Below are 21,235 nucleotides of genomic sequence, written 5' to 3' on the forward strand. Positions count from 1 at the left end.
TGTAAACTTGAAACAAAGGGAGGCTGATTTCACATGAGCGGAGCTTGTTTCGGCGGAGGTTTTGCATTAATTGTCGTTCTGTTTATTTTGCTCGTTGTCGTAGGAGCATCTTACATCTGCTAGTTCCTCAGGCTTCAGACACCAAGCCGCTCTTTTTTCCTTTTCATAGCGCTGTGGTACACTGGTTTTAGCATAAAAGGAGGAAGCGGCTTGTATCCTAAAGCTTATATCGGCTTTTTGGCCGAATTTCACGCATCAAGAGATTATTTTGAGTGTCATGAACTGTTAGAGGAATATTGGAAAGAAAGCCCGGCTGAAAAGCGGAGCATTCATTGGGTCGGCCTGATTCAGCTTGCCGTCGCTCTGTATCACCAGCGCAGGGGAAATGAAGCCGGGGCGAAACGGCTGATTGCCAACAGCTTACGTATTCTCCGGTCTGAAAAGCAGGCGGTCTGTTCTCTCGGTCTCAGCCACCCGAAGCTGATTGAGCTGATAGAAACGCTGTCAGACGATATAGAAGCGGGCCTGCCTTACAGAAGTGTTATGCTGCCGATTACAGATGAAGCCCTGAAAGAAGCATGTCTTGCCGAATGCCGCCGAAAGGGCTATACATGGGGGCAAGACGGCGTATCAGATACCTTTCTTATTCATAAACACCGCCTGCGGGACAGGACGGATGTCATTAAGGAACGCGAACGGGAAATTGAGAGAAGAAAAAAAAGCAGAGGCTGACGGTCAGCCCTGCTTTTTCTATATCAAAACAGCTCCCGAAACCGTGAAGATTCCGGGAGCATTTGTCAGTTATTATATGAGATATCCTGATCTTTTTGATGTTGACAGCGTTCAAAAAAGCTTTGCGTTAATTCATTCGGAACGAGTGCCTCCGTTTTGAACAGGCGTTTTAAGGCGTCCATCATTTGCTTTCCGATTCCTTGATGGCGGTGAGAAGGATTCACGCTGATATGCCGGATTTCAACTTCTGAGTCCTTTTTTTCGACTCCGATCGCTCCGACGATATCTTCATCCTCTTTCCAAAGAAAGAGCTGGCGGCCAGTATCCGTTTCATAGTCCTTTATTGTCTGCTGAAGCTGCTTGAGATCTTTTTCATTCGGCATAAATGACAGAAGACCCATCGCAATCTTTTCAAACGATTTTTTATAACGAATTAACATAAAAACCCCTCTATATCCAAAATGTCCATTCATGTCCTATCAAACGGATACATAAAGGCGATCCGTTTCCTCACATTATATCATTTTCGCCGCTGTTTTAAACGCTTTTCAACAAATTATTCAAATGAACGGTTTAAATTTGCCATTTCAATGGCAGATACTGCGCAATCCGCTCCCTTATTTCCGGCTTTTGTTCCGGCTCGTTCGATGGCCTGCTCAATGGTTTCAGTCGTCACGATGCCGAAGATAACCGGGACGCCCGTCGCCGTTCCCGCCTGGGCGATGCCTTTTGCCGCTTCATTGCAGACATAGTCATAATGCGTTGTCGCTCCTCTGATAACCGTGCCGAGCGTAATGACGGCATCGTATTTTTTCGTTTCCGCCATTTTCTTTGCCGCAAACGGGATTTCAAACGCTCCCGGCACCCAAGCGACGTCAATGTCGTTTGATTCTACACCGTGGCGAAGCAACGTGTCTTCCGCTCCGCTTAACAGCTTGCTCGTAATAAATTCATTAAATCTGCCGACGACGATTCCGATTTTAAGTCCTGTTCCTACTAGGTTTCCTTGTATGATATTCATATGTTATCCATCCTTTTTTGTGAGATTTGTTTTTAGAAATGAAGCAGATGTCCAAGTTTTTTCATTTTGGTCTGTAAATATTGCTTGTTATGCTCACTCGCGTCCATTTGAAGCGGCACCCGTTCTGAAATGCTGAGACCGTATCCTTCGAGGCCGGCGATTTTCCGGGGGTTATTGGTTAAAAGTTTCATATGCTGAACCCCTAAGTCGCGGAGAATCTGGGCGCCGATGCCGTAGTTGCGCAGATCAGGCAGAAAGCCGAGCGCTTCGTTCGCTTCAACCGTGTCATACCCTTGTTCCTGCAATCGGTACGCCTTCAGCTTATTGATTAAACCGATTCCTCTGCCTTCCTGGCGCAAATACAATAGAACGCCGCGGCCTTCTTCAGCAATTTGCGCAAGCGCGGCATGAAGCTGAGGTCCGCAATCACAGCGATGGGATGCAAACACATCGCCCGTCAGGCATTCTGAGTGCACTCTGACAAGAACGGGTTCGCTGTTAAACGGGACATCCCCCATGACAAAGGCGAGGTGTTCTTTTCCGTCAACCTCGTTTGTATATCCGTAAACTCTAAACGTGCCGAAGTCAGTCGGCAGCGTAATATCAACTTCTCTGTTCACAAGTGTCGTAATGTTGTAACGGTACTCTATTAAGTCTTTTATCGTAATCATTTTCAGCTGGTGGCGTTCGGCGATTTCGGCTAACTCCGGCACTCTGGCCATTGTGCCGTCTTCATTCATAATTTCACAAATGACGCCCGCTCCCTGAGATCCGCAGGCTTTTGCAAGGTCAACGGCTGCTTCCGTATGGCCGGCCCGCTTCAGGACGCCTCCTTTTTTTGCAATTAAGGGGAAAATGTGGCCCGGACGCTGAAAATCGTCAGACACAGATTCTTCGTTCAACAGCGCCTGAATGGTAAAGGATCGTTCCTGCGCGCTGATGCCCGTTTTTGTCAGCCTGTGGTCAATACTGACCGTAAACGCTGTCTCATGTGAGTCCGTATTATGATCGACCATCGGGTGAAGATCCAGCCGGCCGGCGATGTCTTCAGACAGCGGCGTGCAGATCAGGCCTCTCCCATGGGTCGCCATAAAATTAACCACTTCAGGCGTGGCATGCTCAGCCAGCGCTACGAAATCTCCTTCGTTTTCTCTGTCTTCATCATCGACAACAATGATGACTTCACCTTTTTTCAGCGCCTCTAACGCCTCTTCTATCGGATGAAACATATCGATCTTCCTTTCTAAAAGCCGTTCTCGCTTAAAAAGGCTTCCGTGATAGTTTGATTGCTTTTCGTTTGTTCTGTTTTGTGCAAAAAGCGGTATAAGTATTTGCCGATCATGTCACACTCAATATTTACGGTCGATCCGACTGTTTTCGTCTGAAAAATCGTTTCTGAGATGGTATGCGGAATGATGGATACCGTCACGCTTTCGTCTGATAAACCGAAAATCGTCAGGCTCACGCCGTCTACCGTAATTGAACCTTTCAATACGAGCGTTTTTGTCAGTTCCGGCGAAAGTTTTAAATCGTAATAGACCGCGTTGCTTTTTTTCTCGATCCGCGTAATTTCCGCCGTTCCGTCCACATGCCCTGATACAAAGTGGCCGCCGAACCGCCCGTTGGCGGACATCGCTCTTTCCAAGTTTACTTTACTGCCTTTTGACAAGCCGTTCAGCGAAGTGGCTTTCACTGTTTCCGGCATGACATCAACCGTAAATTGATTGTCAGAAAATCCGGTTACGGTCAGGCAGATGCCGTTTACCGCAATGCTGTCGCCAAGTTTCACATCACTTGTCACTTTTGAAGCGGCGATGGTTAATGCCATGGAAAGGCCTGTCTTTTTGATTGCTTGGATCGTGCCTGTTTCTTCAACGATTCCTGTAAACATCGTCACCATCCTTTCCATCTTTAGGTATGGCCGTCAGTTTTATATCCGGCCCGATTTGGGTGATTTGTGTGAATTGTAAATGGGGGACATCTTTCATTGATTGAAAACCTTCACCGGAGATCAAGCTGGGAGCAAGCGTTCCTCCGATTAATTTAGGGGCGAAATAGAAATGAAGCTCTTGGAAACAGCCTTCCTTGACAAAACTTCCGTGTACGGATGCTCCGCCTTCCACATAAACCGACATTATGCCGTTTTCAGCGAGAATACTGAGCACCTCAGGGACGTGAATGCGGTCTGTTTCCAGCGGAATAACTTTTATTCCGAGTGCGGTCAGCCGGTCTTTCTTTTGCACGTCTGCACCTTTGGCCGTAAATATCCATGTCGGCGCAGCGCCGTCAGTGAGCACATTTGCCGTTTCAGGAATGGTCAGCTTTGTATCGAGAATCACTCTGACCGGCTGCTTCACCGCATCAGGAAGCCTGCAGGTCAGGCTCGGATTATCGGCTTTGACTGTGCCTGCTCCGACAAGAATGCTTTGATGCGATTTCCTGTATTGCTGGGCATCAAGCCTTGCCGCCTCTGATGTAATCCATTTGCTGTCACCGGTTTCAGTCGCTGTTTTCCCGTCAAGGCTCGCGGCCGCTTTCAAGGTGACATACGGAAGTCCGGTCCGCATGAAGTGAAGAAACATTTTATTCAGCTCTTCTGCCTGCTGCCTGAGAAGTCCGGTTTTCACTTCGATGCCCGCTGCTTCCAGCATTCCGATGCCTTTTCCGGCTACAAGCGGATTCGGATCTTTCACAGCGATAAACACCCTTTTTATCCCCGACTTTATTATCAGTTCGGCGCATGGCGGTGTTTTTCCGTAATGGCTGCAAGGCTCCAGCGTCACATACAAATCGGCGCCTTTTGCGTGTCTGCCGGCCATATGAATCGCGTGAACCTCGGCATGCGCTTCTCCGTATTGCAAATGGGCGCCCATTCCGACGATCTGTCCGTTTTTGACGACGACAGCGCCGACAAGAGGATTGGACTGTGTCTGTCCTTCACCGCGTCTGGCAAGTTCTATTGCCGTATTCATATAATATTCTTCCATCGTTATCCCTCCCTTCTTCCACGCAATTTGGCGTCAAAAAAGCCCCGAATGTTTACACAGTTCGGGGCTTTGCCAGTTTTAATCCATAGGAAATAAGACTATACAGTAAGTTTATTTTTTGCATAGCTTCTCTCATCCTTCTCCCATCCAGACTTTCACTGTCGGCTTCAGCTTTTCACTGAATCCACCGTATACAGATGCATACGGGTCACGGGCTGTAAAGCGCAAAACGCCTTATTACCGCCGGTCGGGATTTTCACCCAGCCCCGAAGGATACAATCAATATTTTTTTGTCCTTATCCGTTATTATAACATCCTTTGCGGCAGGCGCAATGAATTTGCACCTAATTATTCAGAAAAATAAAAAGCGCCCTTTTCCCATAAAAGGCGCCTTTATTTATTCGTTCACTTTGACGACCTTCAATAAGCCGTCAATCCGGTTTGATTTGCTGAAATACGCTTTAATCTTATCTCCCTTTTTCACATCGGAGAGATCCTGCTTCAGCTTGTCGCCGTTAAAAATAATTTTTGTGCCGTTTTCTGCCGTACCGTGGTACTCAGTTCCTTCGATTTTCGTAATTTTATATGTTTTGACTGTATATTCTTCTTTTTCCTGGGACAGGGTTTGTCCGATTGCAGTCGGCACGTCTTTCAGTTCAATATCGTTTATGACCATATAACCGCCCGCTAATAACAGCAGCAGTACAAGTAAAATGGCTGCTTTTGTTTTAATTCTTCCCATTTTTCTACCTCCAGCCCGTATCAATCTATTCATTATTATGTCATTTTCCTTTTTTTCATGAATAGAAAACCGTTCTTCCCTGCGTGAGTTATTCATATAACGTTTCATAAAGGGAAGATGTTTCATGTATCTGTAAAACTTTCTATCTATTAAATAGATATACGAATTTATGTTCTGTTTTTGAGGGTGGAAAGATAAATTTATATAAAAAAAGCAGTTTTCCTCATGAAGAAAACTGCCTGTACGGTTTATTTCGTCTTTCGAATTTCATTAAACGGGAAGAAGACGAATTTTGATGTGCCCGCGATTTGTTTTTTCGTAAAGAGACCGAGGCCGTTACGGCTGTCCATAGATTCTCTGCGGTTATCACCCATGACGAAATATTTGTCGTCCGGCACTTTCACCGGCCCGAAGTCTTCTGTCAGCCGATCATAGCCGTCTTGCTTCGCCTTGTGCTTGTTTGCCGCTAAATACGGTTCAGACACTTTTTTGCCGTTGATATACAGCTGATCGTTTTTCATTTGCACCGTGTCGCCGGGAAGTCCGATAATCCGTTTGACATAGTGCTCATTTTCTCCGTTCAGCACGACGATCTGGCCGCGTTTGAAGTCGCTTATGTATTTGACCGTCATATTGACAAAGATTCTCTCGCGGTCATGCAGCGTCGGATCCATTGATCTTCCATCAACGAGATAAGGGGCAAATAAAAAGTTTCGGATGAGCAGTGCCAGAACGACAGCGATGATAATGGCTTTCGCCCAATCAAGTACGGCGCTTTTTTTAGAAGTTTTTTCTTTTTCTGATTTCAAGTGATTTCCTCCCATTAGCCATGGTCGTTTTTATTTTACCATGAATCCCTGCACAGAGGGCAAATAAGCCCCGCACCTCATCCATTTTTTTCATTTTATAAGCCGGATCTGCTGATTTTACGGTATTTCACGAAGCTTCCGATCCGCCAAATGCACAAATACACAAAAGCAAGTTCCATCGTTAAAACGGCGAATTCCGCCGCGTCAATGTTTTTGAAATATTGGCTGAGCACGATACGGATCGCAATAATCGCGATAATGACAAATTTAAAGTTTTTATTCCGCTTGGAGTAGACAAAGCCGTCTTCCCGGATTTCATAGGCGGTTTGCGACAGCATGATGACGCCGAATACCGCGCCTAACAGTCCGGCGATGGCGAGCTCCCAAAGAGCGGGAATATGAAACGGCTTTCCCGGGATATTCATGAGCTGGCTGATGCTGAATGTAAAAATGACGGCGATAATCAAAAGCGGGAGAATGATGCCGAAGCCGCCGCCTTTAATCGGCCTGTTTCCCTTTTTCACCCTGAACCAAATCATAAGTGCGAGAATGATAATGACAAATAAAACGGTTGCCAATTGAACCAACGTTTCTACCTCTTTTCATTGTTGTAATCGGTCTTTTTCACTATACCAGAATGATCGCTGATGTTCATATATGTATTTTTTCATGATTTACACATGAGAATTTTCATATACATAAAAAAACCCGCCTGAAAAAGGCGGGTTTTTTGTCATTATCCTTCTACACGGATTTCTTTCATTTTGTCTCCGTTAGACATGTTTTTCGCATGCTCTAAACCGCTTGTCACTTTTCCGAATACAGTATGAACGCCGTTTAAATGCGGCTGCGGCTCATGTACGATGAAGAATTGGCTTGAACCCGTGTCTTTACCGGCATGCGCCATTGATAAAGAACCGGCTTCGTGCTTATGCGGATTGCCTTCTGTTTCACATTTGATCGTTTTTCCGCTTCCGCCCATGCCTGTCCCAGTCGGATCTCCGCCTTGGCTGACAAAGCCCGGAATCACGCGGTGGAAAATAACGCCGTCATAAAAGCCCGTATTCGCCAGGTTTTCAAAGTTAGCGACTGTATTAGGTGCTTCATTCGGATAAAGTTCAAATTCAATTCTGCTGCCGTTTTCCATTTCGATGTAACCAGTTTTCATTCTCATTCCTACTTCCGTATTGTTTTTTGTCAAAGCCTTCTTCAATATGAATTTCAATTGTAAGCCGGCTTTCTTTTTGATATTCTTTTGAAGGAAGAGGCCTCTGCTCTTCTTTTCGCGGCTATTATACCACACCTTCAGCCGGAAAACGAATCTCCCCGCTTCCGCAGAAAGAAAATGAAACCAGAACAGCTTCACAGCCGTCTATGTATCGGAACTGCTTCACGCAGGCCCTCACAAACCGCTTCAAAACGGCATTTGTGAAAAGAAGGAGGTTAACCGCTTTGAAAAAAATGTGGATTGGATTGCTGGCGGCGGCCGTTGTATTGTGCACAATACCGAAAATCAGCCTGGCCGATGCCGCAGTCGGAGATGTCATCGTCACACTGGGGGCGGATCTGTCAAACGAAAACCGTCAGAAAGTGCTTGACGAATTAAATGTCCCTGATAACGCGACAAAAGTGACGGTCACGAATAAAGAAGAACATGAATATCTGGGAAAATATATATCGAATGCCCAAATCGGCACAAGAGCCATCTCTTCATCATCCATCACGGTGGCAAAGAAAGGGTCCGGGCTTGACGTTAAGACCCATAATATCGATTCCATCACGGATGAAATGTACTTAAACGCCCTGATGACAGCAGGAGTGAAAGATGCGAAAGTATACGTGACGGCGCCGTTTGAGGTATCAGGCACCGCAGCATTAACGGGAATCATCAAGGCATATGAAGTCTCATCAGACAAAGCGATTTCAGAAGATGTAAAACAGGTCGCCAACCAAGAGCTTGTCACCACTTCAAATCTCGGGGATAAAATCGGGGATAAAAACGCCTCCGCGCTCATCGCAAACATTAAAGATGATTTCGCGAAAAACGGTGTGCCCGATACAAAAGAAGGAATCGAGAAAAAGGTCGATGATGCGGCTTCAAACCTTAACATTACACTGACTGACGCTCAAAAAGACCAGCTCGTTTCATTGTTTAATAAAATGAAAAATGCCAAGATTGATTGGGGCCAAGTCGGCAGCCAGCTTGACAAGGCAAAAGACAAAATCACGAAGTTCATTCAATCCGATGAAGGCAAAAGCTTTGTTCAAAAAGTCATTGATTTCTTCGCTTCGATTTGGAATGCGATCGTGTCTGTATTTACAGGAGACAGCGGATCAAGTTCTAACAGCTGAATGCAAAAAGAGACCGGACGCCATTGTTCCGGTCTCTTTTTTATTTATTGTTTGACCCCCGTCTTAAACGGCAGATCCAGTTTTACAATGTCTTCATAAGTTTCCCTTCTAATGACAAGATGCGCTTCGCCGTCTTCCACAAAAACGACGGCGGGACGCGGAATGCGGTTGTAGTTGTTAGCCATGCTGTATCCGTATGCTCCCGTGCAGAAAACGGCGAGAAGATCGCCTTCTTTCACTTCCGGAAGATCTATATCCCAAATGAGCATATCACCGCTTTCACAGCACTTACCCGCGATGGATACCGTTTTATCGTGGTGTTCTCCGATTCTGTTTGCCGATACGGCTTCATATTTCGCCTGATACAGCGCAGGACGGATATTATCGCTCATGCCCCCGTCAACCGCTGCATATTTACGGGTGCCGGGCACTTCTTTTTGCGAACCGATGGTATAAAGCGTCGTTCCGGCGTCTCCGACGAGCGAGCGTCCCGGTTCAATCCAGATCTCCGGAATGTCAAAAGCGTGCAGCGCTGCGTTTTCTTTTACCGCTTCGATAATTTTTTCCACATAAACGGCGGGATGAAGGGGTTCATCCTCCTCCGTGTAGCGGATGCCGAAGCCGCCCCCTAAATTCAGCACTTCAGAGACAAAGCCGAATGATTCTCTCCATTCATTCAGTTTTGCGAAGATTTTTTCTGCGGCCAGCACAAAGCCCGCCGTATCAAAAATTTGCGATCCGATGTGGCAGTGAACGCCGAGAAGGCGGATATGGTCTGACTGTAATACTTGTTCAATCGCCTTTTCTATTTGCCCGTTATGCAGATCAAAACCGAATTTGGAATCTTCCTGTCCCGTCGTAATATAATCATGCGTATGCGCCTCTACCCCCGGAGTGATCCGCAGAAGCACATCCATTGTGCGCCCTGATTTGCGGCACAGTTCCGCGAGTAAGGATATTTCATAAAAATTATCAACGACAATGCAGCCGATTTGATGATCGAGCGCCATTTTCAACTCTTCTTCGCTTTTGTTATTGCCGTGAAAGTGAATCCTGTCAGCCGGAAAACCAGCCGCAACCGCCGTAAACAGCTCTCCGCCGGATACAACGTCCAATGAGAGCCCCTCCTGCTCAGCGAGCTGTATCATCGCAACGGAAGAAAACGCCTTGCTCGCGTACGCGACCTGCGCCTTTAAATCCGCGTCAATGAATGCCTGTTTAAAGCTTTTAGCGCGCTCACGTATTAAAGCCACATCGTAAACATAAAGAGGCGTGCCGTAATGCTCCGCTAAATACAGCGCGTCCACACCTCCGATTTCCAAATGACCTAGTTTGTTTTGTCTGCTTGTGCCATGTAAGAACAATGCTCATTCCCTCTTTCTGATCCGCATATGGGTGAAAAGGACAGCTTCTTTTGAGCTGTCCTTATACAAGTCCCGTATAAGTTAAGACATACAATATCATAATCTTCTGTCGGTTTCAATGCGATTATGAACCGCTTGGCTGTCTTTGACGGTCTTTCGGGTGAACAATGCTCGGTCTGACTTTGGCTCCCGGCACTGTCGTCCGGACGAGCACCTGCCAAAGCGCCTTGCCGTTAAACGGTAAAAACGGCCATAAATACGGCGTGTGAAACGAGCGGATATTCGCCATTATGATCAGCAGCAATGTAAAACCTATCACAAAGCCTTTCACTTGGAAAATGGCCACGAGCACCATTAAGATGAGGCGTATCATTTTATTGGCGAGGCTGAGCTCATAGCTCGGCGTGGTAAATGATCCGATGGCGGCGATCGATACGTACAGAATCACTTCTGCTGAAAACAGCCCCACCGCTATGGCGATTTGACCGATCAGCACCGCCGCAATCAGACCCATGGCGGTGGATAAAGCGGTCGGCGTATGGATCGCGGCCATCCTGAGAAACTCAATCCCCAAATCGGCCAAAAAGATTTGCAGAATGATCGGGATATGCGTATTTTTATTTAAACCGATAAAATCCAATCTTTCAGGCAGAAGAGACGGCTCGAGAACAAAGAGGAACCAGATCGGAAGCAGAACGGTTGAAGCGATAATACCGAAAAACCTGATCCATCTTAAAAATGTGCCCACTGAAGGCGCCTGCCTGTATTCTTCCGCATGCTGAACATGGTGAAATATTGTTGTCGGCGTTATGATCACGCTCGGTGACGTATCGACGACGATGATGACGTGCCCTTCCAAAATGTGATTGGCGGCCACATCCGGCCGCTCCGTGTATCTGACCATCGGAAACGGATTGTAGCCTTGTTTGACGATGAATTCCTCCACCGTTTTATCAGCCATCGTCAGTCCGTCAATGTCAATCGCATTCACTTCGTTTTCGACGATGCTGACAAGGTCCGGGTCCGCGATGTCCTCTATATACACAATCGCAAGATCGGTCTTAGAGCGCTCGCCGACTTTCGTAATTTTGACGCGGAGCCTTTCGTCCCTGATTCGTCTTCTGATCAATGCTGTATTAATGACGATATTTTCAATAAAACCGTCTCTTGCACCGCGGACGACCTTTTCCGTATCCGGTTCTTCAGGTGTGCGTCCGGGATAACTTCTGACGTCAACGATAAAGGCGAAGCCCGCGTCTTCAACGATAACCGCCACAAGTCCGGAAAGCACTTGATCCGTTGCTTCGTCGAGCGTTTTGACTTTTTGGACCTGCTGATTGACAAGCCTGTTTTCAACAACGTCAATCGCTTCATCCGCATTCTCGTCATAATTATTGACGTCGACGAGCTGTTCCATTAAATGAATGATAAACAAAGTATCGGTTAATCCGTTGACAAAGTAAATCTGGACTTCCCGGTCTAATACTCGAACTTTGCGGACGCCGACATCATAGCTCGTTCCCATACCGACGCGGTCTTTAAAAAATTGTTCATTTTTTCTAGGATCCCGGTACACCTTGATCATGTTTTCCGGTTTTTCCGGCATGGCTTTCGCTCCTTTCTAAAATGAATTCGACCGCCTTCATCGTGATCGGCGAGCCTTTGGATATGTCATCTTTTCTCCCCATCTTTCCTATGTCGCCGATGCCCACAATGAGGGGAACGTCCAATTTATCCAGACAATACACCGTATCTCCGTTCATTCTGTGCTCGTCCATTTCTCTCATTCCGGTTTTATCGACGCCAAACTCCGTCACTTCTCCATCACGGTCAATGGAGACATCGACTTTCGTCCATTCAGCCTGATGGGTCTTAGAAGCGACCGCAATCACCCCCAGCACTTCAATGTCCTGATGTGAGGTGACATATTTCAGCGCCGTTTCGCCCGGCCCTTCCCCTTGCAGGCCTGAATCGTCAAACATGACAAACACCGGGTCATTCGGCGCGGCTTTAATCAGCTGAACAAGTTCGGGGCCGCTTCTCGTTGACGGATTGCCTTTTGATTGGGAAATACACCGTCCGCCTGCTTTTTCCGCGGCATATTCAATTGTTTTGGCGGCGTACACGTCCCCGTCTGTCACAAGAATGACCTTCCGTTTCGTCATCAGGCATTATCCTTTCGGTTTAAAAATAACGGCTACAAGAAATGCGAATAAAATCGCTGAAGATATACCGGCGGAAGTAAGTTCAAAAATCCCCATGGCGATCCCGATAAATCCATGCTCGTGAGCTTGATGCATGGCGCCGTGCAATAAGCTGTGACCGAAGCTGACGATGGGAACCGTTGCGCCCGCGCCCGCGAATTCGATAAATTTGTCATAAATTCCGAACCCATCTAACAAGGCGCCGATGACGACAAAAGTTGTCATCACATGGGCGGGTGTCAGTTTAAAAATGTCAAGCAGCAGCTGACCGATAATGCATATGATTCCCCCGCAAACAAAAGCCAACAGATATTCCATTTATGATGCACCTCCCGCCCGCTCAAATACCACACCGTGCGCGATGGTCGGAATGGTTTCCTTCTGCTGGATCATTGTCGGACTCAAAAGCGCTCCTGTCGCGACAACGAGTACCCTGTTTAGAGTCCCCGCTTTTAATTGGTTAAAAATATGTGTGTACGTAACAAGCGCGGAGCAGGCGCAGCCGCTTCCGCCCGCAAACACCTGCTGGTCCGGCGTATAGATGAGAAGACCGCAGTCATCGTGTTTCGTTCCCACGGGATAGCCTTCTTCTTTGAGCAAATCTTTCACGATCGGCGAGCCGACGCCTGAAAGGTCTCCCGTTAAAATCAGATCATAATCATCCGCCGTGCGGTTTAAGTCCTGCAGGTGCTGTTTGATTGTGTCGGCGGCAGCGGGCGCCATGGCGGATCCCATATCGAACGGATCTGTTATTCCGAGGTCGCTTACTTTTCCCACTGTTGCGCTTGTAATCTTGATATCAGAAGGGTTTTGGCTGATGATGACCGCCCCGCCCCCCGTGACCGTTGAAGTGGCGGTATCCGGTTTTTGCCCGCCATACTCCGTCGGATTGCGGAATTGCCGTTCTGCCGTCGCGTTATGGCTGCTCGTGGCTGCGATCGCCCGGTTCGCAAAACCGCCGTCAATGAGCGCGGATGCGACGGCAATCGTTTCCATTGATGTCGAACAGGCGCCGAACAGACAGAGGAACGGAATTTTCAGATGTCTGGCGACGTAGTTGGCGGTCACATTTTGATTTAAAAGATCCCCCGCGAGTAACAAATCAATATCGCTCTTTTTCAAGTTCTGTTTTTGCAAAGCGGAGTTGATGGCATCTTCCATTAACTGACGTTCCGCCATTTCCCAGTTTTTCTGATTGCAATGCATTTCATCGTATGTCTTATCAAACAGCGAACCGAGCGGGCCGTCTTTTTCTTTCGGTCCGGCTGCCGTCCCCGCCGCATTTACAAATAACGGGTTTTCAAACACCCAGGTTTGCTTTCCGGTCAATTTCATTTTTTCTCCTCCTACGAAAACAGTTTTTCACAAGCAAACCGTATCAGGCCTACGATATAGGCTGCCACCACGCCGAATACAATGACGTTTCCCGCCAATTTAAACATGTTTGTCGCTACTCCGAGCACGAGTCCTTCACTTCTGTGTTCCAGAGCGGCGCTTGTCATACTGTTTGCAAAACCCGTCACCGGCACGGCTGAACCCGCTCCGGCAAACTGCCCGAGTCTGTCATAAATGCCGAATCCGGTCAAAAGGGCGGAAATTAAAATAAGAGTGGCGGCCGTCGGGTTGCCCGCTGTTTTTTCATTAAAATTAAAAAAGTGGATGTAAAAGTCTTGAAGAGCCTGCCCGATCAGACAGATCAAACCGCCGATCAGAAAGGCTTTGACGCAATTCCAAACATATGGCGGTTTCGGCTGATAGTCTTTCACTTTTGTTTTGTAATTTTCTTTTAAGTTTGTCATGTCGGTTCCTCCTTATGAATGATGGATAAAATACAGCCAATGAAATAAAGAGCCGGCTATTTTGCCGAACACAATGGCCATCAGCAATATGATGATTTTGCTGCCGAAGCCGATCCGTTTGGCAAGAATGGGAAGCACATTCAGCACTTCTGTAAGCGCGGCGGCCAGCATGCCGACAAACATGCCGGCCAAAAGCCCGACCGGAACGGCCAGCCATTCAGTTAAAAAAAAATGATTCATATTTAAGGTTTCCCAGCCGCCGAACACAGCTCCTGAAATAACAGCTCCTTCGTAGGCCTGTACAAAGCGCATTGTTTTTGTCAGCTGCATAAGGCGGGGGACGATTCCCATAACGGTTAAAAAAGCCACAAAGCCCGCTCCCACGGTCAGCCCTCCGCCAAGCCCGACAAACATAACGAAAAGAATGCTAACGATCATGCAGATCTTTCATCGTCTCTTCATTTTCGTGCATTGCGACATAATGATCGAGATCAAGCTGATAATTAAACATCTCGACTTCCAGCGGGCTTGGCTCTTCATTCAGGCGTTTTTTGAAGATGTGATTAAAAAAGACGATCATACCGAGACCGAGGCCGATGCTGTATGGAATCTGAAGCAGATACGGATATTCATTCCGTTCGCCCGTTATGATTTCATATAAGGCGATATGAACTTCTCTCATACTGACATCTTCATGAAAATTCATAATGGCAAGACATGAACCGATAAAAAGCAGGAGCCAGACACCGACGAACAAAACGGCTGACAGCTGCTTTTTTTGGTAATGGATTTCCACTATCGTTTCAGCGCCGCCGACGGTCTGTACATCAAGAGCGGGAAAAGCGGTATGAATGGTTTTCAGCACTTTTATGATGTCCAGCACGACGATATTTTTATCTTTTTTCGTGACCTTATACAGCGGCAGTGCCGACAGTTTTTTTTTCAGCTTTTGCTGTCCCGCAATCTGCGCGGCGTCGCCGATTGTGATGATATCTCCGGTATGAGCCTTCACGCGGTGGCGAAGTCTGAGAAATATTCGTCTTTCCATCTTGCATCACCATCTTTCGGGTGGTTATATATGTAGTATGCGGTTCACTTTTGTTCTCATTCATCAGCGGCAAAAGACCATAAATTACCACCGATGCACAAATAAAAAAAGCCGGCCCGTAAAAGGTCAGCTTTCCGTATGATCCATCTGCACTTTAATCTGCTTTAATATTTTTTTCTCCAGCCTCGATACCTGGACTTGGGAAATCCCGAGCCGTTCGGCTACTTCCGACTGTGTCTGATCTTTATAATATCTCAGATAGACAATGAGTTTTTCCCGTTCTTCCAAATCACTGATCGCTTCCTTGAGGGCGATTTTGTCAAACCACTTCTCTTCTGAATGATCGGCGATCTGATCAAGCAGGGTGATCGGGTCTCCGTCATTTTCATACACGGTCTCATGAATGGATGAAGGCGCCCGCACCGCTTCCTGCGCAAGCACCACATCCTCCGCGTCAATTTCTAAATGGTCCGCGATTTCCTGGACGGTCGGCACTCTTCCGTATGTTTTTGACAGTTCATCTTTCGCCCGGCGTATTTTATTGCCGAGCTCTTTTAAAGATCTTGAAACTTTGACGGTTCCGTCATCGCGGATGAAGCGCTGGATTTCTCCGATAATCATCGGCACGGCATAAGTTGAAAAACGGACATCATAGGACAAATCGAATTTATCAACGGATTTTAACAATCCGATACAGCCGATCTGAAACAGATCATCCGGCTCATAGCCTCTGTTTAAGAACCTTTGAACGACGGACCACACAAGACGCATGTTTTTTTCTATGAGGAGGTCTCTTGCCTGCTGGTCGCCCTCTTGGCTCTTTTTGATTAATTCTTTGACTTCATGGTCCTTGAGCTGCGCGTTTTTGCTGTTTTTCTTAACCTCCACATCCATAACAAATCTCCTTAATTACAAAGCGCTTTGCTTTTTGATAGGTGTTTTGTTAAGCGTATCGTCGTTCCCATCTCCGGCGAGGAATCAATCGTGACATCATCCATGAAGTTTTCCATAATGGTAAAGCCCATTCCGGAGCGCTCAAGCTCGGGTTTTGTCGTAAAGAGCGGCTGGCGCGCTTCCTCAAGATCCGTGATCCCGAGGCCTTCGTCACGTATGGTCAGATAGACGACATGATCCTCCAGCGTAACGGAGATGTACACCTTTCCGTCACAGTTTTCTTCATAGCCGTGGATGATCGCGTTTGTTACCGCTTCGGATACGACGGTCTTGATTTCCGTCAGCTCATCCATCGTCGGGTCGAGCTGTGCGATAAAAGAAGCAACTGTTACGCGCGCAAACGATTCGTTCTGACTGAGGGCTGAAAATTCAAGATGCATCTCGTTTTTCATGATGCCACCCCCAACGTTAAAAGCGCTTTTTGTTCTGATTGTTCGAACCTGATGATTTTAAACAGGCCGGACATGTCAAACAGACGTCTCACCGCGGGTGAAATCGCGCACACGACCATTTCTCCGCCGAGCTGTTTAATTTGTTTATAACGCCCTAAAATCACACCGAGGCCGGAGCTGTCCATGAAGGTAAGATCTTCAAGGTTCAGCACAATGTGACGGATGCCGTCAGCCTCCAGCGATTCAGTAACCTTTTGTTTTAATGATTCTGCCGTATGATGGTCGAGTTCACCTGTTAATCGAATACAAAGCACGGATTCTTTGACATGAAAGTCAATTCCAAGGCTCATGCTCATTCCTCCTTGATATGATCGGATAATGAGTGTTTCGATTTTCGGGAAAGCAATTCCTTCACTATGACAAAACTAGTGCCCGTTCGCCACGATTATTTAAATTTAGTCCAATCTCCCATCGTCCGCTTCAGAAAAGTGAGAAAACCCGCTTTTTCCATGTCGTCTTTTGCCGTGACCGGGCTTTCAACGAGCACCTTTCCGTCTTTTTTCAGAACGAGGCTGCCGAGCACTTCTCCTTTTTTAACCGGAGCCGTTACATTGCCGTTGATTTTCACTTCTTTTTTTACTTTGTCCATGTTCTCTCCCTTTTTGGCCAGAAGAGAAATCGGCTCAGATGTGGTCAGCTTGATCAGTTTCTGTTTTCCTTTTTTCACTTTTACCGTTCCGACGATTTGATCCCGTTTGTACAGCGGGTGTGTTTTGAACTGGCTGAAGGCGTAATCAAGCATTTTGGTCACTTGGGCATTTCTTTCTTTCGGAGTGCTGGCTCCGAAAACAACAGCAATGACCCTCATATTTCCTTTTTTAGCGGTGGCGGTTAAACAATACTTCGCTTCGCCTGTAAAGCCCGTCTTCACGCCGTCTACACCCGGATAAAATTTGATCAGCCGGTTTGTATTGACGAGCCAGAACTTTTTGTCTGTATTTTCTCTTAAATAATCCTCATACGTTCCCGTAAATTGAGTGATTTTATCATACTTTAATAATTCCTTCGCCATTTTCGCCATGTCATAAGCAGAGCTGTAATGGTCTTTTTCAGGCAGTCCCGTCGGGTTTTTGAAGGAGGTATCTTTCAATCCCAATTCTTTTGCTTTTTTGTTCATCCGGCTGACGAAATCCTCTTCTGAACCGGCAATATACTCCGCCATTGCGACGGATGCGTCATTTCCGGAAGCTATCGCAATTCCTTTGAGCATTTCTTTTACCGTCATTTCTTCTCCGGGTTCAAGGAAAATCTGTGATCCGCCCATGGACGCGGCATGTTCACTCGTCCTGACTTTATCGCTCATCTTTATTTTCCCTTTGTCAAGCGCTTCCATGATTAAAAGCATGGTCATAATTTTTGTCATGCTTGCCGGCGCCAGACGCTCCCGGCTGTTCTTGTTATAAAGAATGCTTCCCGTATCGCGTTCAATCAGCACGGCGCTTTTGGCTTCATGAGCGAGCTCCGATGTATGTTTTCCGTCCGGCTTTGCAAAAGCGGACGGTGCTGATGCCGTTAATAAAATGCCAATCAACAAAGTGGATATAAGACGTTTCATCTCCAAAGCCCTCCATTTCATAATCCTTTTTATTTTTTCCAAATCCGGTGGTTTTATACGCCTCATCTGGAAAATGTTTCGTGTTGAGGGCACAAAAAAACAGCTGCTTCCGAAGAAACAGCTGACTTATGCTGACTTATTTTTGAGATCGTGCGACTACGGCTTTTACAAGCTTCAAGAAGCCGCCTTTTACTTTTTCCGTCATTTCCATTACTTCTTCATGGGATAACGGCTGGTCAAGAATACCTGCCGCCGCGTTGGAAATGCATGAGATGCCGAGCACGCGCATCCCCGCGTGGTTGGCGACGATGACTTCCGGCACGGTCGACATGCCGACAGCGTCAGAACCCATCGTTCTTAAAAACCGAACCTCAGCAGGCGTTTCGTAAGACGGCCCCGTAACAGCTGTATACACCCCTTTTTGAACAGGAATGCCCAGCTCATCGGCCGTTTTTTCAGCCAAGCCTGACAGCTCTTTGTCATAGGCTTCTGACATGTCCGGGAATCTCGGTCCGAATTCAGCTTCGTTCGGCCCGATTAACGGGTTGGTGCCCGTAAAGTTGATGTGGTCTGTAATAATCATCAGATCGCCAGCGCGGAATTCAGTGTTGATACCGCCGGCTGCGTTCGTCACGACAAGAGATTCAACGCCGAGCGCCTTCATCACGCGGACGGGAAATGTGACCTGATCCATTGAGTAGCCTTCATAGTAATGAAAGCGGCCCTGCATCGCGATGACCTGCACGCCTTCAAGCGTTCCCATCACAAGCTGGCCGGCATGGCCTTCTACCGTTGAGACCGGAAAATCAGGGATCGTTTCATATGTAAGCTTGACAGCTCCTTCAATTTCATCGGCCAATACGCCGAGCCCTGACCCTAAAATCAGACCGATCTTTGGTGTTTCTTTCACGTGTTCTTTAATAAATGCAGCAGCACGTTCGATCTTTTGTTTCAAAAAAAGTCCCCCTACTGTAATCTTGATAAAAAGCTTTTTCCGTATTTCGGCTTTTCCGTTTTGAAATTATCCGCAATGGTTGCGCCGATATCGGCAAATGTATCCGCAAGCGGCAGCTGTTCAGTGTGTTTGTGCTTTTTGCTGTACACAAGAAGCGGCACATACTCCCGCGTGTGATCCGTGCCGTGATGGACAGGATCATTGCCGTGATCCGCAGTGATGATAAGCAGATCGTCTTCTTTCATTTTCTCAAACACTTCCGGAAGCCTTGCGTCGAATTCCTCGAGCGCTTTTCCGTACCCTTCCGGATCGCGGCGGTGTCCGTACAGCGCGTCAAAATCAACGAGATTGGCAAAGCTCAGGCCCGTGAACTCTTCACCGAGCGTTTCAATCACTTTGTCCATGCCGTCCATATTAGATACCGTCCGGCGGGAAGATGTAATGCCTTCTCCGTCATAAATATCAGAAATTTTGCCGATGGAAATGACGTCTAATCCGCTGTCTTTCATTCCGTTCATTACCGTGCGGCCGAACGGTTTGAGCGCATAATCATGACGGTTCGGCGTGCGTTTGAAGCTGCCCGGTTCTCCGACGAACGGTCTTGCGATAATCCGGCCGACCATGTACTTCGGATCAAGCGTCAGTTCTCTTGCCGTTTCACAGATGCTGTACAGTTCGTCCAGCGGAACGACATCTTCGTGAGCCGCAATCTGCAGTACGGAATCTGCTGATGTATAAACGATCAGCGCACCCGTTTCCATATGTTCTTTTCCGAGCTCGTCCAGAATCGCCGTGCCTGAAGCCGGCTTATTTCCGATGATTTTCCGTCCTGAACGCCGCTCAAGTTCCTGAAGAAGTTCATCCGGAAATCCTTCAGGGAACACTTTAAACGGTTTTTCAATGTAGAGGCCCATAATCTCCCAGTGCCCCGTCATCGTATCTTTCCCGTTTGACGCCTCCTGCATTTTTCCGTAGTACGCAAGAGGGTGCTCCGTTTTTTCCACGCCCTTAATGTCTCCGATCAGTCCGAGACCGAGCTGCGCCATATGGGGCATATGTAAGCCGTTCATGTGCTCTGCGATGTGTCCGAGCGTATTTGCGCCTATATCATTAAAATCGGCGGCGTCCGGCGCTTCGCCGATTCCGACAGAATCCATTACGATCAAAAATACCCGGTTATATTTGTATTCAGACATCATAAAAACCTCCTTTTCTTCCATCTGTCCATTGTAGCTTACAGAGGTCAGACAACTCAAGTATAAACCGTTTACATTCTTGTTGACAATGCCGATTCAAATAATTAGAACCTTCTCTGTATTCCGCCAATCCGGCAAAAAAAGCCGCGGCCCCTCTGGCAGCGGCTCCTAAGCGCGCGGATGATACTGTTTGTACACGTCCTTCAGCCTTGTTTTCGTCACATGCGTATAAATTTGCGTCGTGGAAATATCGGCATGTCCGAGCATCTCCTGCACGGCGCGCAGATCCGCCCCGTTTTCGAGCAGGTGCGTTGCAAAGGAGTGCCGGAGCGTGTGCGGTGTCAGCTCTTTTTTAATCCCCGCTTCAAGTGCGATTTTTTTCAGGTTTTTCCAGAATCCCTGACGGCTGATCTGCCTGCCGTGATGATTCAGAAAAAGCGCTTCGGTTACGTTTTTCTTTAATAATTTCCCTCTAGCTTTTTCGATATATGCTTCGATCGCATGGGAGGCGGCTTCACCGATCGGCACAATCCGCTCTTTCCGCCCTTTTCCGAAGCAGCGGACAAATCCCATCGTCAAATGGACGTCGGATAATTTCAGCTCGATCATCTCGCTGACCCTGATGCCGGTTGCGTACAGCAGTTCAAGCATGGCTTTATCCCTGAGGCCGAACGGACTGTCAAGCTTAGGCGTGTCCAATAACCGCTCAACTTCGTGAAGCGCCAATACTTTCGGAAGCGTCCGCTCTGTTTTTTGTGTTTCAATATGTACCGAAGGATCTTTATCCGCGGCTTTTTCCCTTAACAGAAATTGATGAAAAGACCGGATCGACGCCAAATGCCTCGCAGACGTCTTGCCGGATTTCCCGGAGTCCTTTATATGCTTTAAATATTGAATAATATGAAGACGGGTCACATCATTCCATGAAGTGATCTGAAGGGTTTCAGTTAAGAAGAGAGAATAACTTTTCAGATCACGCTCATAGGACATCATCGTATTTTGGGACAGCCCTCTTTCAACCCTCACATAATGGATGAAATCCTTAATTTGATCCTTCACTCTTGA

Annotated in this window: 27 protein-coding genes and 1 riboswitch; of the genes, 3 read left to right on the top strand and 24 right to left on the bottom strand. The window is 47.2% G+C overall.

Annotated features, from left to right (window positions below; genetic code table 11):
- The first annotated feature begins 33 nt into the window (after positions 1-33).
- Together NYE36_RS12255 and NYE36_RS12260 are read left to right on the top strand one after the other, a co-directional pair.
- Positions 34-123, top strand: a complete 90-nt coding sequence (locus NYE36_RS12255) for a YjcZ family sporulation protein (RefSeq protein WP_003153376.1) — start codon at positions 34-36, stop codon at positions 121-123.
- Positions 124-210: 87 nt separating this feature from the next.
- Positions 211-732, top strand: a complete 522-nt coding sequence (locus tag NYE36_RS12260; protein ID WP_003153375.1) for a DUF309 domain-containing protein — start codon at positions 211-213, stop codon at positions 730-732.
- Between the two features lie 65 nt (positions 733-797).
- Here NYE36_RS12260 and ribT read toward each other — a convergent pair whose 3' ends face one another.
- The 9 genes from ribT to NYE36_RS12305 form a co-directional block, all read right to left on the bottom strand.
- Complete coding sequence (gene ribT / locus NYE36_RS12265; protein ID WP_003153373.1) at positions 798-1,172, bottom strand: GNAT family N-acetyltransferase RibT; 375 nt, start codon at positions 1,170-1,172, stop codon at positions 798-800.
- A 116-nt stretch (positions 1,173-1,288) separates the two neighbouring features.
- Positions 1,289-1,753 (bottom strand): 6,7-dimethyl-8-ribityllumazine synthase, encoded by a 465-nt coding sequence (gene ribE / locus NYE36_RS12270; RefSeq protein ID WP_003153372.1) that lies wholly within the window; start codon positions 1,751-1,753, stop codon positions 1,289-1,291.
- 32 nt (positions 1,754-1,785) lie between these two features.
- Positions 1,786-2,982, bottom strand: a complete 1,197-nt coding sequence (locus tag NYE36_RS12275; protein WP_064115485.1) for a bifunctional 3,4-dihydroxy-2-butanone-4-phosphate synthase/GTP cyclohydrolase II — start codon at positions 2,980-2,982, stop codon at positions 1,786-1,788.
- A 14-nt stretch (positions 2,983-2,996) separates the two neighbouring features.
- Positions 2,997-3,644, bottom strand: coding sequence for a riboflavin synthase (ribE, locus tag NYE36_RS12280; RefSeq protein WP_007409425.1), 648 nt, complete (start codon positions 3,642-3,644; stop codon positions 2,997-2,999).
- Positions 3,625-4,740 carry a bifunctional diaminohydroxyphosphoribosylaminopyrimidine deaminase/5-amino-6-(5-phosphoribosylamino)uracil reductase RibD gene (gene ribD / locus NYE36_RS12285; protein WP_015240125.1) on the bottom strand — a complete coding sequence of 372 codons (1,116 nt, stop codon included), beginning with the start codon at positions 4,738-4,740 and terminating at the stop codon, positions 3,625-3,627. Before ribD ends, ribE (NYE36_RS12280) begins: the two co-directional genes overlap by 20 nt.
- Positions 4,741-4,871: 131 nt before the next feature.
- A riboswitch (FMN riboswitch) is annotated at positions 4,872-5,018 on the bottom strand.
- 119 nt (positions 5,019-5,137) lie between these two features.
- Positions 5,138-5,482: a hypothetical protein gene (locus NYE36_RS12290; RefSeq protein WP_007409423.1), complete on the bottom strand. Its 345-nt coding sequence runs from the start codon at positions 5,480-5,482 to the stop codon at positions 5,138-5,140.
- A 248-nt stretch (positions 5,483-5,730) separates the two neighbouring features.
- Positions 5,731-6,306: a signal peptidase I gene (gene lepB, locus NYE36_RS12295; RefSeq protein WP_032861567.1), complete on the bottom strand. Its 576-nt coding sequence runs from the start codon at positions 6,304-6,306 to the stop codon at positions 5,731-5,733.
- 80 nt (positions 6,307-6,386) lie between these two features.
- The gene (locus NYE36_RS12300) at positions 6,387-6,878 is read right to left on the bottom strand and encodes a CcdC protein domain-containing protein (RefSeq protein WP_144664575.1); all 492 of its coding nucleotides are present in this window, start codon (positions 6,876-6,878) and stop codon (positions 6,387-6,389) included.
- Between the two features lie 149 nt (positions 6,879-7,027).
- Positions 7,028-7,459 carry a peptidylprolyl isomerase gene (locus NYE36_RS12305; protein ID WP_003153363.1) on the bottom strand — a complete coding sequence of 144 codons (432 nt, stop codon included), beginning with the start codon at positions 7,457-7,459 and terminating at the stop codon, positions 7,028-7,030.
- A gap of 284 nt (positions 7,460-7,743) precedes the next feature.
- On the opposite strand from NYE36_RS12305, the gene NYE36_RS12310 reads away from it, so the two are divergent.
- A complete protein-coding gene (locus NYE36_RS12310; protein ID WP_014418285.1) occupies positions 7,744-8,643 on the top strand; it encodes a DUF1002 domain-containing protein in 900 nt (299 codons plus the stop codon).
- Between the two features lie 44 nt (positions 8,644-8,687).
- On the opposite strand, the gene lysA is transcribed toward NYE36_RS12310, so the two are convergent.
- From lysA to xerD, 15 genes are all read right to left on the bottom strand, one after another.
- A complete protein-coding gene (gene lysA, locus NYE36_RS12315) occupies positions 8,688-10,007 on the bottom strand; it encodes a diaminopimelate decarboxylase (protein ID WP_012117893.1) in 1,320 nt (439 codons plus the stop codon).
- Between the two features lie 124 nt (positions 10,008-10,131).
- Positions 10,132-11,613 (bottom strand): spore germination protein, encoded by a 1,482-nt coding sequence (locus NYE36_RS12320; protein ID WP_007409417.1) that lies wholly within the window; start codon positions 11,611-11,613, stop codon positions 10,132-10,134.
- Positions 11,567-12,175 (bottom strand): stage V sporulation protein AE, encoded by a 609-nt coding sequence (locus NYE36_RS12325; protein ID WP_265451389.1) that lies wholly within the window; start codon positions 12,173-12,175, stop codon positions 11,567-11,569. Before NYE36_RS12325 ends, NYE36_RS12320 begins: the two co-directional genes overlap by 47 nt.
- A gap of 3 nt (positions 12,176-12,178) precedes the next feature.
- The gene (spoVAE, locus tag NYE36_RS12330; protein ID WP_007409415.1) at positions 12,179-12,529 is read right to left on the bottom strand and encodes a stage V sporulation protein AE; all 351 of its coding nucleotides are present in this window, start codon (positions 12,527-12,529) and stop codon (positions 12,179-12,181) included.
- Entirely contained in the window at positions 12,530-13,546 is a 1,017-nt protein-coding gene (gene spoVAD / locus NYE36_RS12335) for a stage V sporulation protein AD (RefSeq protein WP_015240132.1), read from the bottom strand.
- Between the two features lie 11 nt (positions 13,547-13,557).
- Entirely contained in the window at positions 13,558-14,010 is a 453-nt protein-coding gene (spoVAC, locus tag NYE36_RS12340; RefSeq protein ID WP_003153353.1) for a stage V sporulation protein AC, read from the bottom strand.
- 12 nt (positions 14,011-14,022) lie between these two features.
- On the bottom strand, positions 14,023-14,448 hold the full coding sequence (locus tag NYE36_RS12345; RefSeq protein ID WP_251257494.1) for a stage V sporulation protein AB: 426 nt from the start codon (positions 14,446-14,448) through the stop codon (positions 14,023-14,025).
- Positions 14,438-15,058 carry a stage V sporulation protein AA gene (locus tag NYE36_RS12350; RefSeq protein WP_007409412.1) on the bottom strand — a complete coding sequence of 207 codons (621 nt, stop codon included), beginning with the start codon at positions 15,056-15,058 and terminating at the stop codon, positions 14,438-14,440. The genes NYE36_RS12345 and NYE36_RS12350 overlap by 11 nt, the downstream gene beginning before the upstream one ends.
- 126 nt (positions 15,059-15,184) lie before the next feature.
- The gene (gene sigF / locus NYE36_RS12355; protein ID WP_003153348.1) at positions 15,185-15,952 is read right to left on the bottom strand and encodes an RNA polymerase sporulation sigma factor SigF; all 768 of its coding nucleotides are present in this window, start codon (positions 15,950-15,952) and stop codon (positions 15,185-15,187) included.
- Positions 15,953-15,963: 11 nt separating this feature from the next.
- Positions 15,964-16,404, bottom strand: coding sequence for an anti-sigma F factor (spoIIAB, locus tag NYE36_RS12360; protein ID WP_003153347.1), 441 nt, complete (start codon positions 16,402-16,404; stop codon positions 15,964-15,966).
- Positions 16,401-16,754, bottom strand: coding sequence for an anti-sigma F factor antagonist (gene spoIIAA, locus NYE36_RS12365; RefSeq protein WP_007409411.1), 354 nt, complete (start codon positions 16,752-16,754; stop codon positions 16,401-16,403). The genes spoIIAB and spoIIAA overlap by 4 nt, the downstream gene beginning before the upstream one ends.
- Before the next feature lie 95 nt (positions 16,755-16,849).
- On the bottom strand, positions 16,850-18,019 hold the full coding sequence (locus NYE36_RS12370) for a D-alanyl-D-alanine carboxypeptidase family protein (protein WP_007409410.1): 1,170 nt from the start codon (positions 18,017-18,019) through the stop codon (positions 16,850-16,852).
- Positions 18,020-18,155: 136 nt separating this feature from the next.
- Positions 18,156-18,974: a purine-nucleoside phosphorylase gene (locus NYE36_RS12375; RefSeq protein WP_007409407.1), complete on the bottom strand. Its 819-nt coding sequence runs from the start codon at positions 18,972-18,974 to the stop codon at positions 18,156-18,158.
- 11 nt (positions 18,975-18,985) lie between these two features.
- Positions 18,986-20,170 (bottom strand): phosphopentomutase, encoded by a 1,185-nt coding sequence (deoB, locus tag NYE36_RS12380; RefSeq protein ID WP_015240135.1) that lies wholly within the window; start codon positions 20,168-20,170, stop codon positions 18,986-18,988.
- Between the two features lie 168 nt (positions 20,171-20,338).
- Complete coding sequence (xerD, locus tag NYE36_RS12385) at positions 20,339-21,229, bottom strand: site-specific tyrosine recombinase XerD (RefSeq protein ID WP_012117897.1); 891 nt, start codon at positions 21,227-21,229, stop codon at positions 20,339-20,341.
- Positions 21,230-21,235 lie beyond the last annotated feature (6 nt).

Origin of the sequence: Bacillus sp. FSL R5-0593 (assembly GCF_038603755.1) — a bacterium.
GTDB classification, from domain to species: Bacteria; Bacillota; Bacilli; order Bacillales; family Bacillaceae; genus Bacillus; species Bacillus velezensis.

Excerpts from the sequence above, each read along its gene's own strand:
- NYE36_RS12345 (WP_251257494.1), bottom strand. The coding sequence starts at position 14,448 with ATGATCGTTAGCATTCTTTTCGTTATGTTTGTCGGGCTTGGCGGAGGG.
- ribE (WP_003153372.1), bottom strand. The coding sequence starts at position 1,753 with ATGAATATCATACAAGGAAACCTAGTAGGAACAGGACTTAAAATCGGA.
- ribT (WP_003153373.1), bottom strand. The coding sequence starts at position 1,172 with ATGTTAATTCGTTATAAAAAATCGTTTGAAAAGATTGCGATGGGTCTT.
- deoB (WP_015240135.1), bottom strand. The coding sequence starts at position 20,170 with ATGTCTGAATACAAATATAACCGGGTATTTTTGATCGTAATGGATTCT.
- sigF (WP_003153348.1), bottom strand. The coding sequence starts at position 15,952 with ATGGATGTGGAGGTTAAGAAAAACAGCAAAAACGCGCAGCTCAAGGAC.
- spoIIAB (WP_003153347.1), bottom strand. The coding sequence starts at position 16,404 with ATGAAAAACGAGATGCATCTTGAATTTTCAGCCCTCAGTCAGAACGAA.
- NYE36_RS12255 (WP_003153376.1), top strand. The coding sequence starts at position 34 with ATGAGCGGAGCTTGTTTCGGCGGAGGTTTTGCATTAATTGTCGTTCTG.
- ribE (WP_007409425.1), bottom strand. The coding sequence starts at position 3,644 with ATGTTTACAGGAATCGTTGAAGAAACAGGCACGATCCAAGCAATCAAA.
- spoVAD (WP_015240132.1), bottom strand. The coding sequence starts at position 13,546 with ATGAAATTGACCGGAAAGCAAACCTGGGTGTTTGAAAACCCGTTATTT.
- lepB (WP_032861567.1), bottom strand. The coding sequence starts at position 6,306 with ATGGGAGGAAATCACTTGAAATCAGAAAAAGAAAAAACTTCTAAAAAA.
- spoIIAA (WP_007409411.1), bottom strand. The coding sequence starts at position 16,754 with ATGAGCCTTGGAATTGACTTTCATGTCAAAGAATCCGTGCTTTGTATT.
- spoVAC (WP_003153353.1), bottom strand. The coding sequence starts at position 14,010 with ATGACAAACTTAAAAGAAAATTACAAAACAAAAGTGAAAGACTATCAG.
- NYE36_RS12290 (WP_007409423.1), bottom strand. The coding sequence starts at position 5,482 with ATGGGAAGAATTAAAACAAAAGCAGCCATTTTACTTGTACTGCTGCTG.
- NYE36_RS12305 (WP_003153363.1), bottom strand. The coding sequence starts at position 7,459 with ATGAAAACTGGTTACATCGAAATGGAAAACGGCAGCAGAATTGAATTT.
- NYE36_RS12320 (WP_007409417.1), bottom strand. The coding sequence starts at position 11,613 with ATGCCGGAAAAACCGGAAAACATGATCAAGGTGTACCGGGATCCTAGA.
- NYE36_RS12275 (WP_064115485.1), bottom strand. The coding sequence starts at position 2,982 with ATGTTTCATCCGATAGAAGAGGCGTTAGAGGCGCTGAAAAAAGGTGAA.
- ribD (WP_015240125.1), bottom strand. The coding sequence starts at position 4,740 with ATGGAAGAATATTATATGAATACGGCAATAGAACTTGCCAGACGCGGT.
- NYE36_RS12370 (WP_007409410.1), bottom strand. The coding sequence starts at position 18,019 with ATGAAACGTCTTATATCCACTTTGTTGATTGGCATTTTATTAACGGCA.
- spoVAE (WP_007409415.1), bottom strand. The coding sequence starts at position 12,529 with ATGGAATATCTGTTGGCTTTTGTTTGCGGGGGAATCATATGCATTATC.
- NYE36_RS12350 (WP_007409412.1), bottom strand. The coding sequence starts at position 15,058 with ATGGAAAGACGAATATTTCTCAGACTTCGCCACCGCGTGAAGGCTCAT.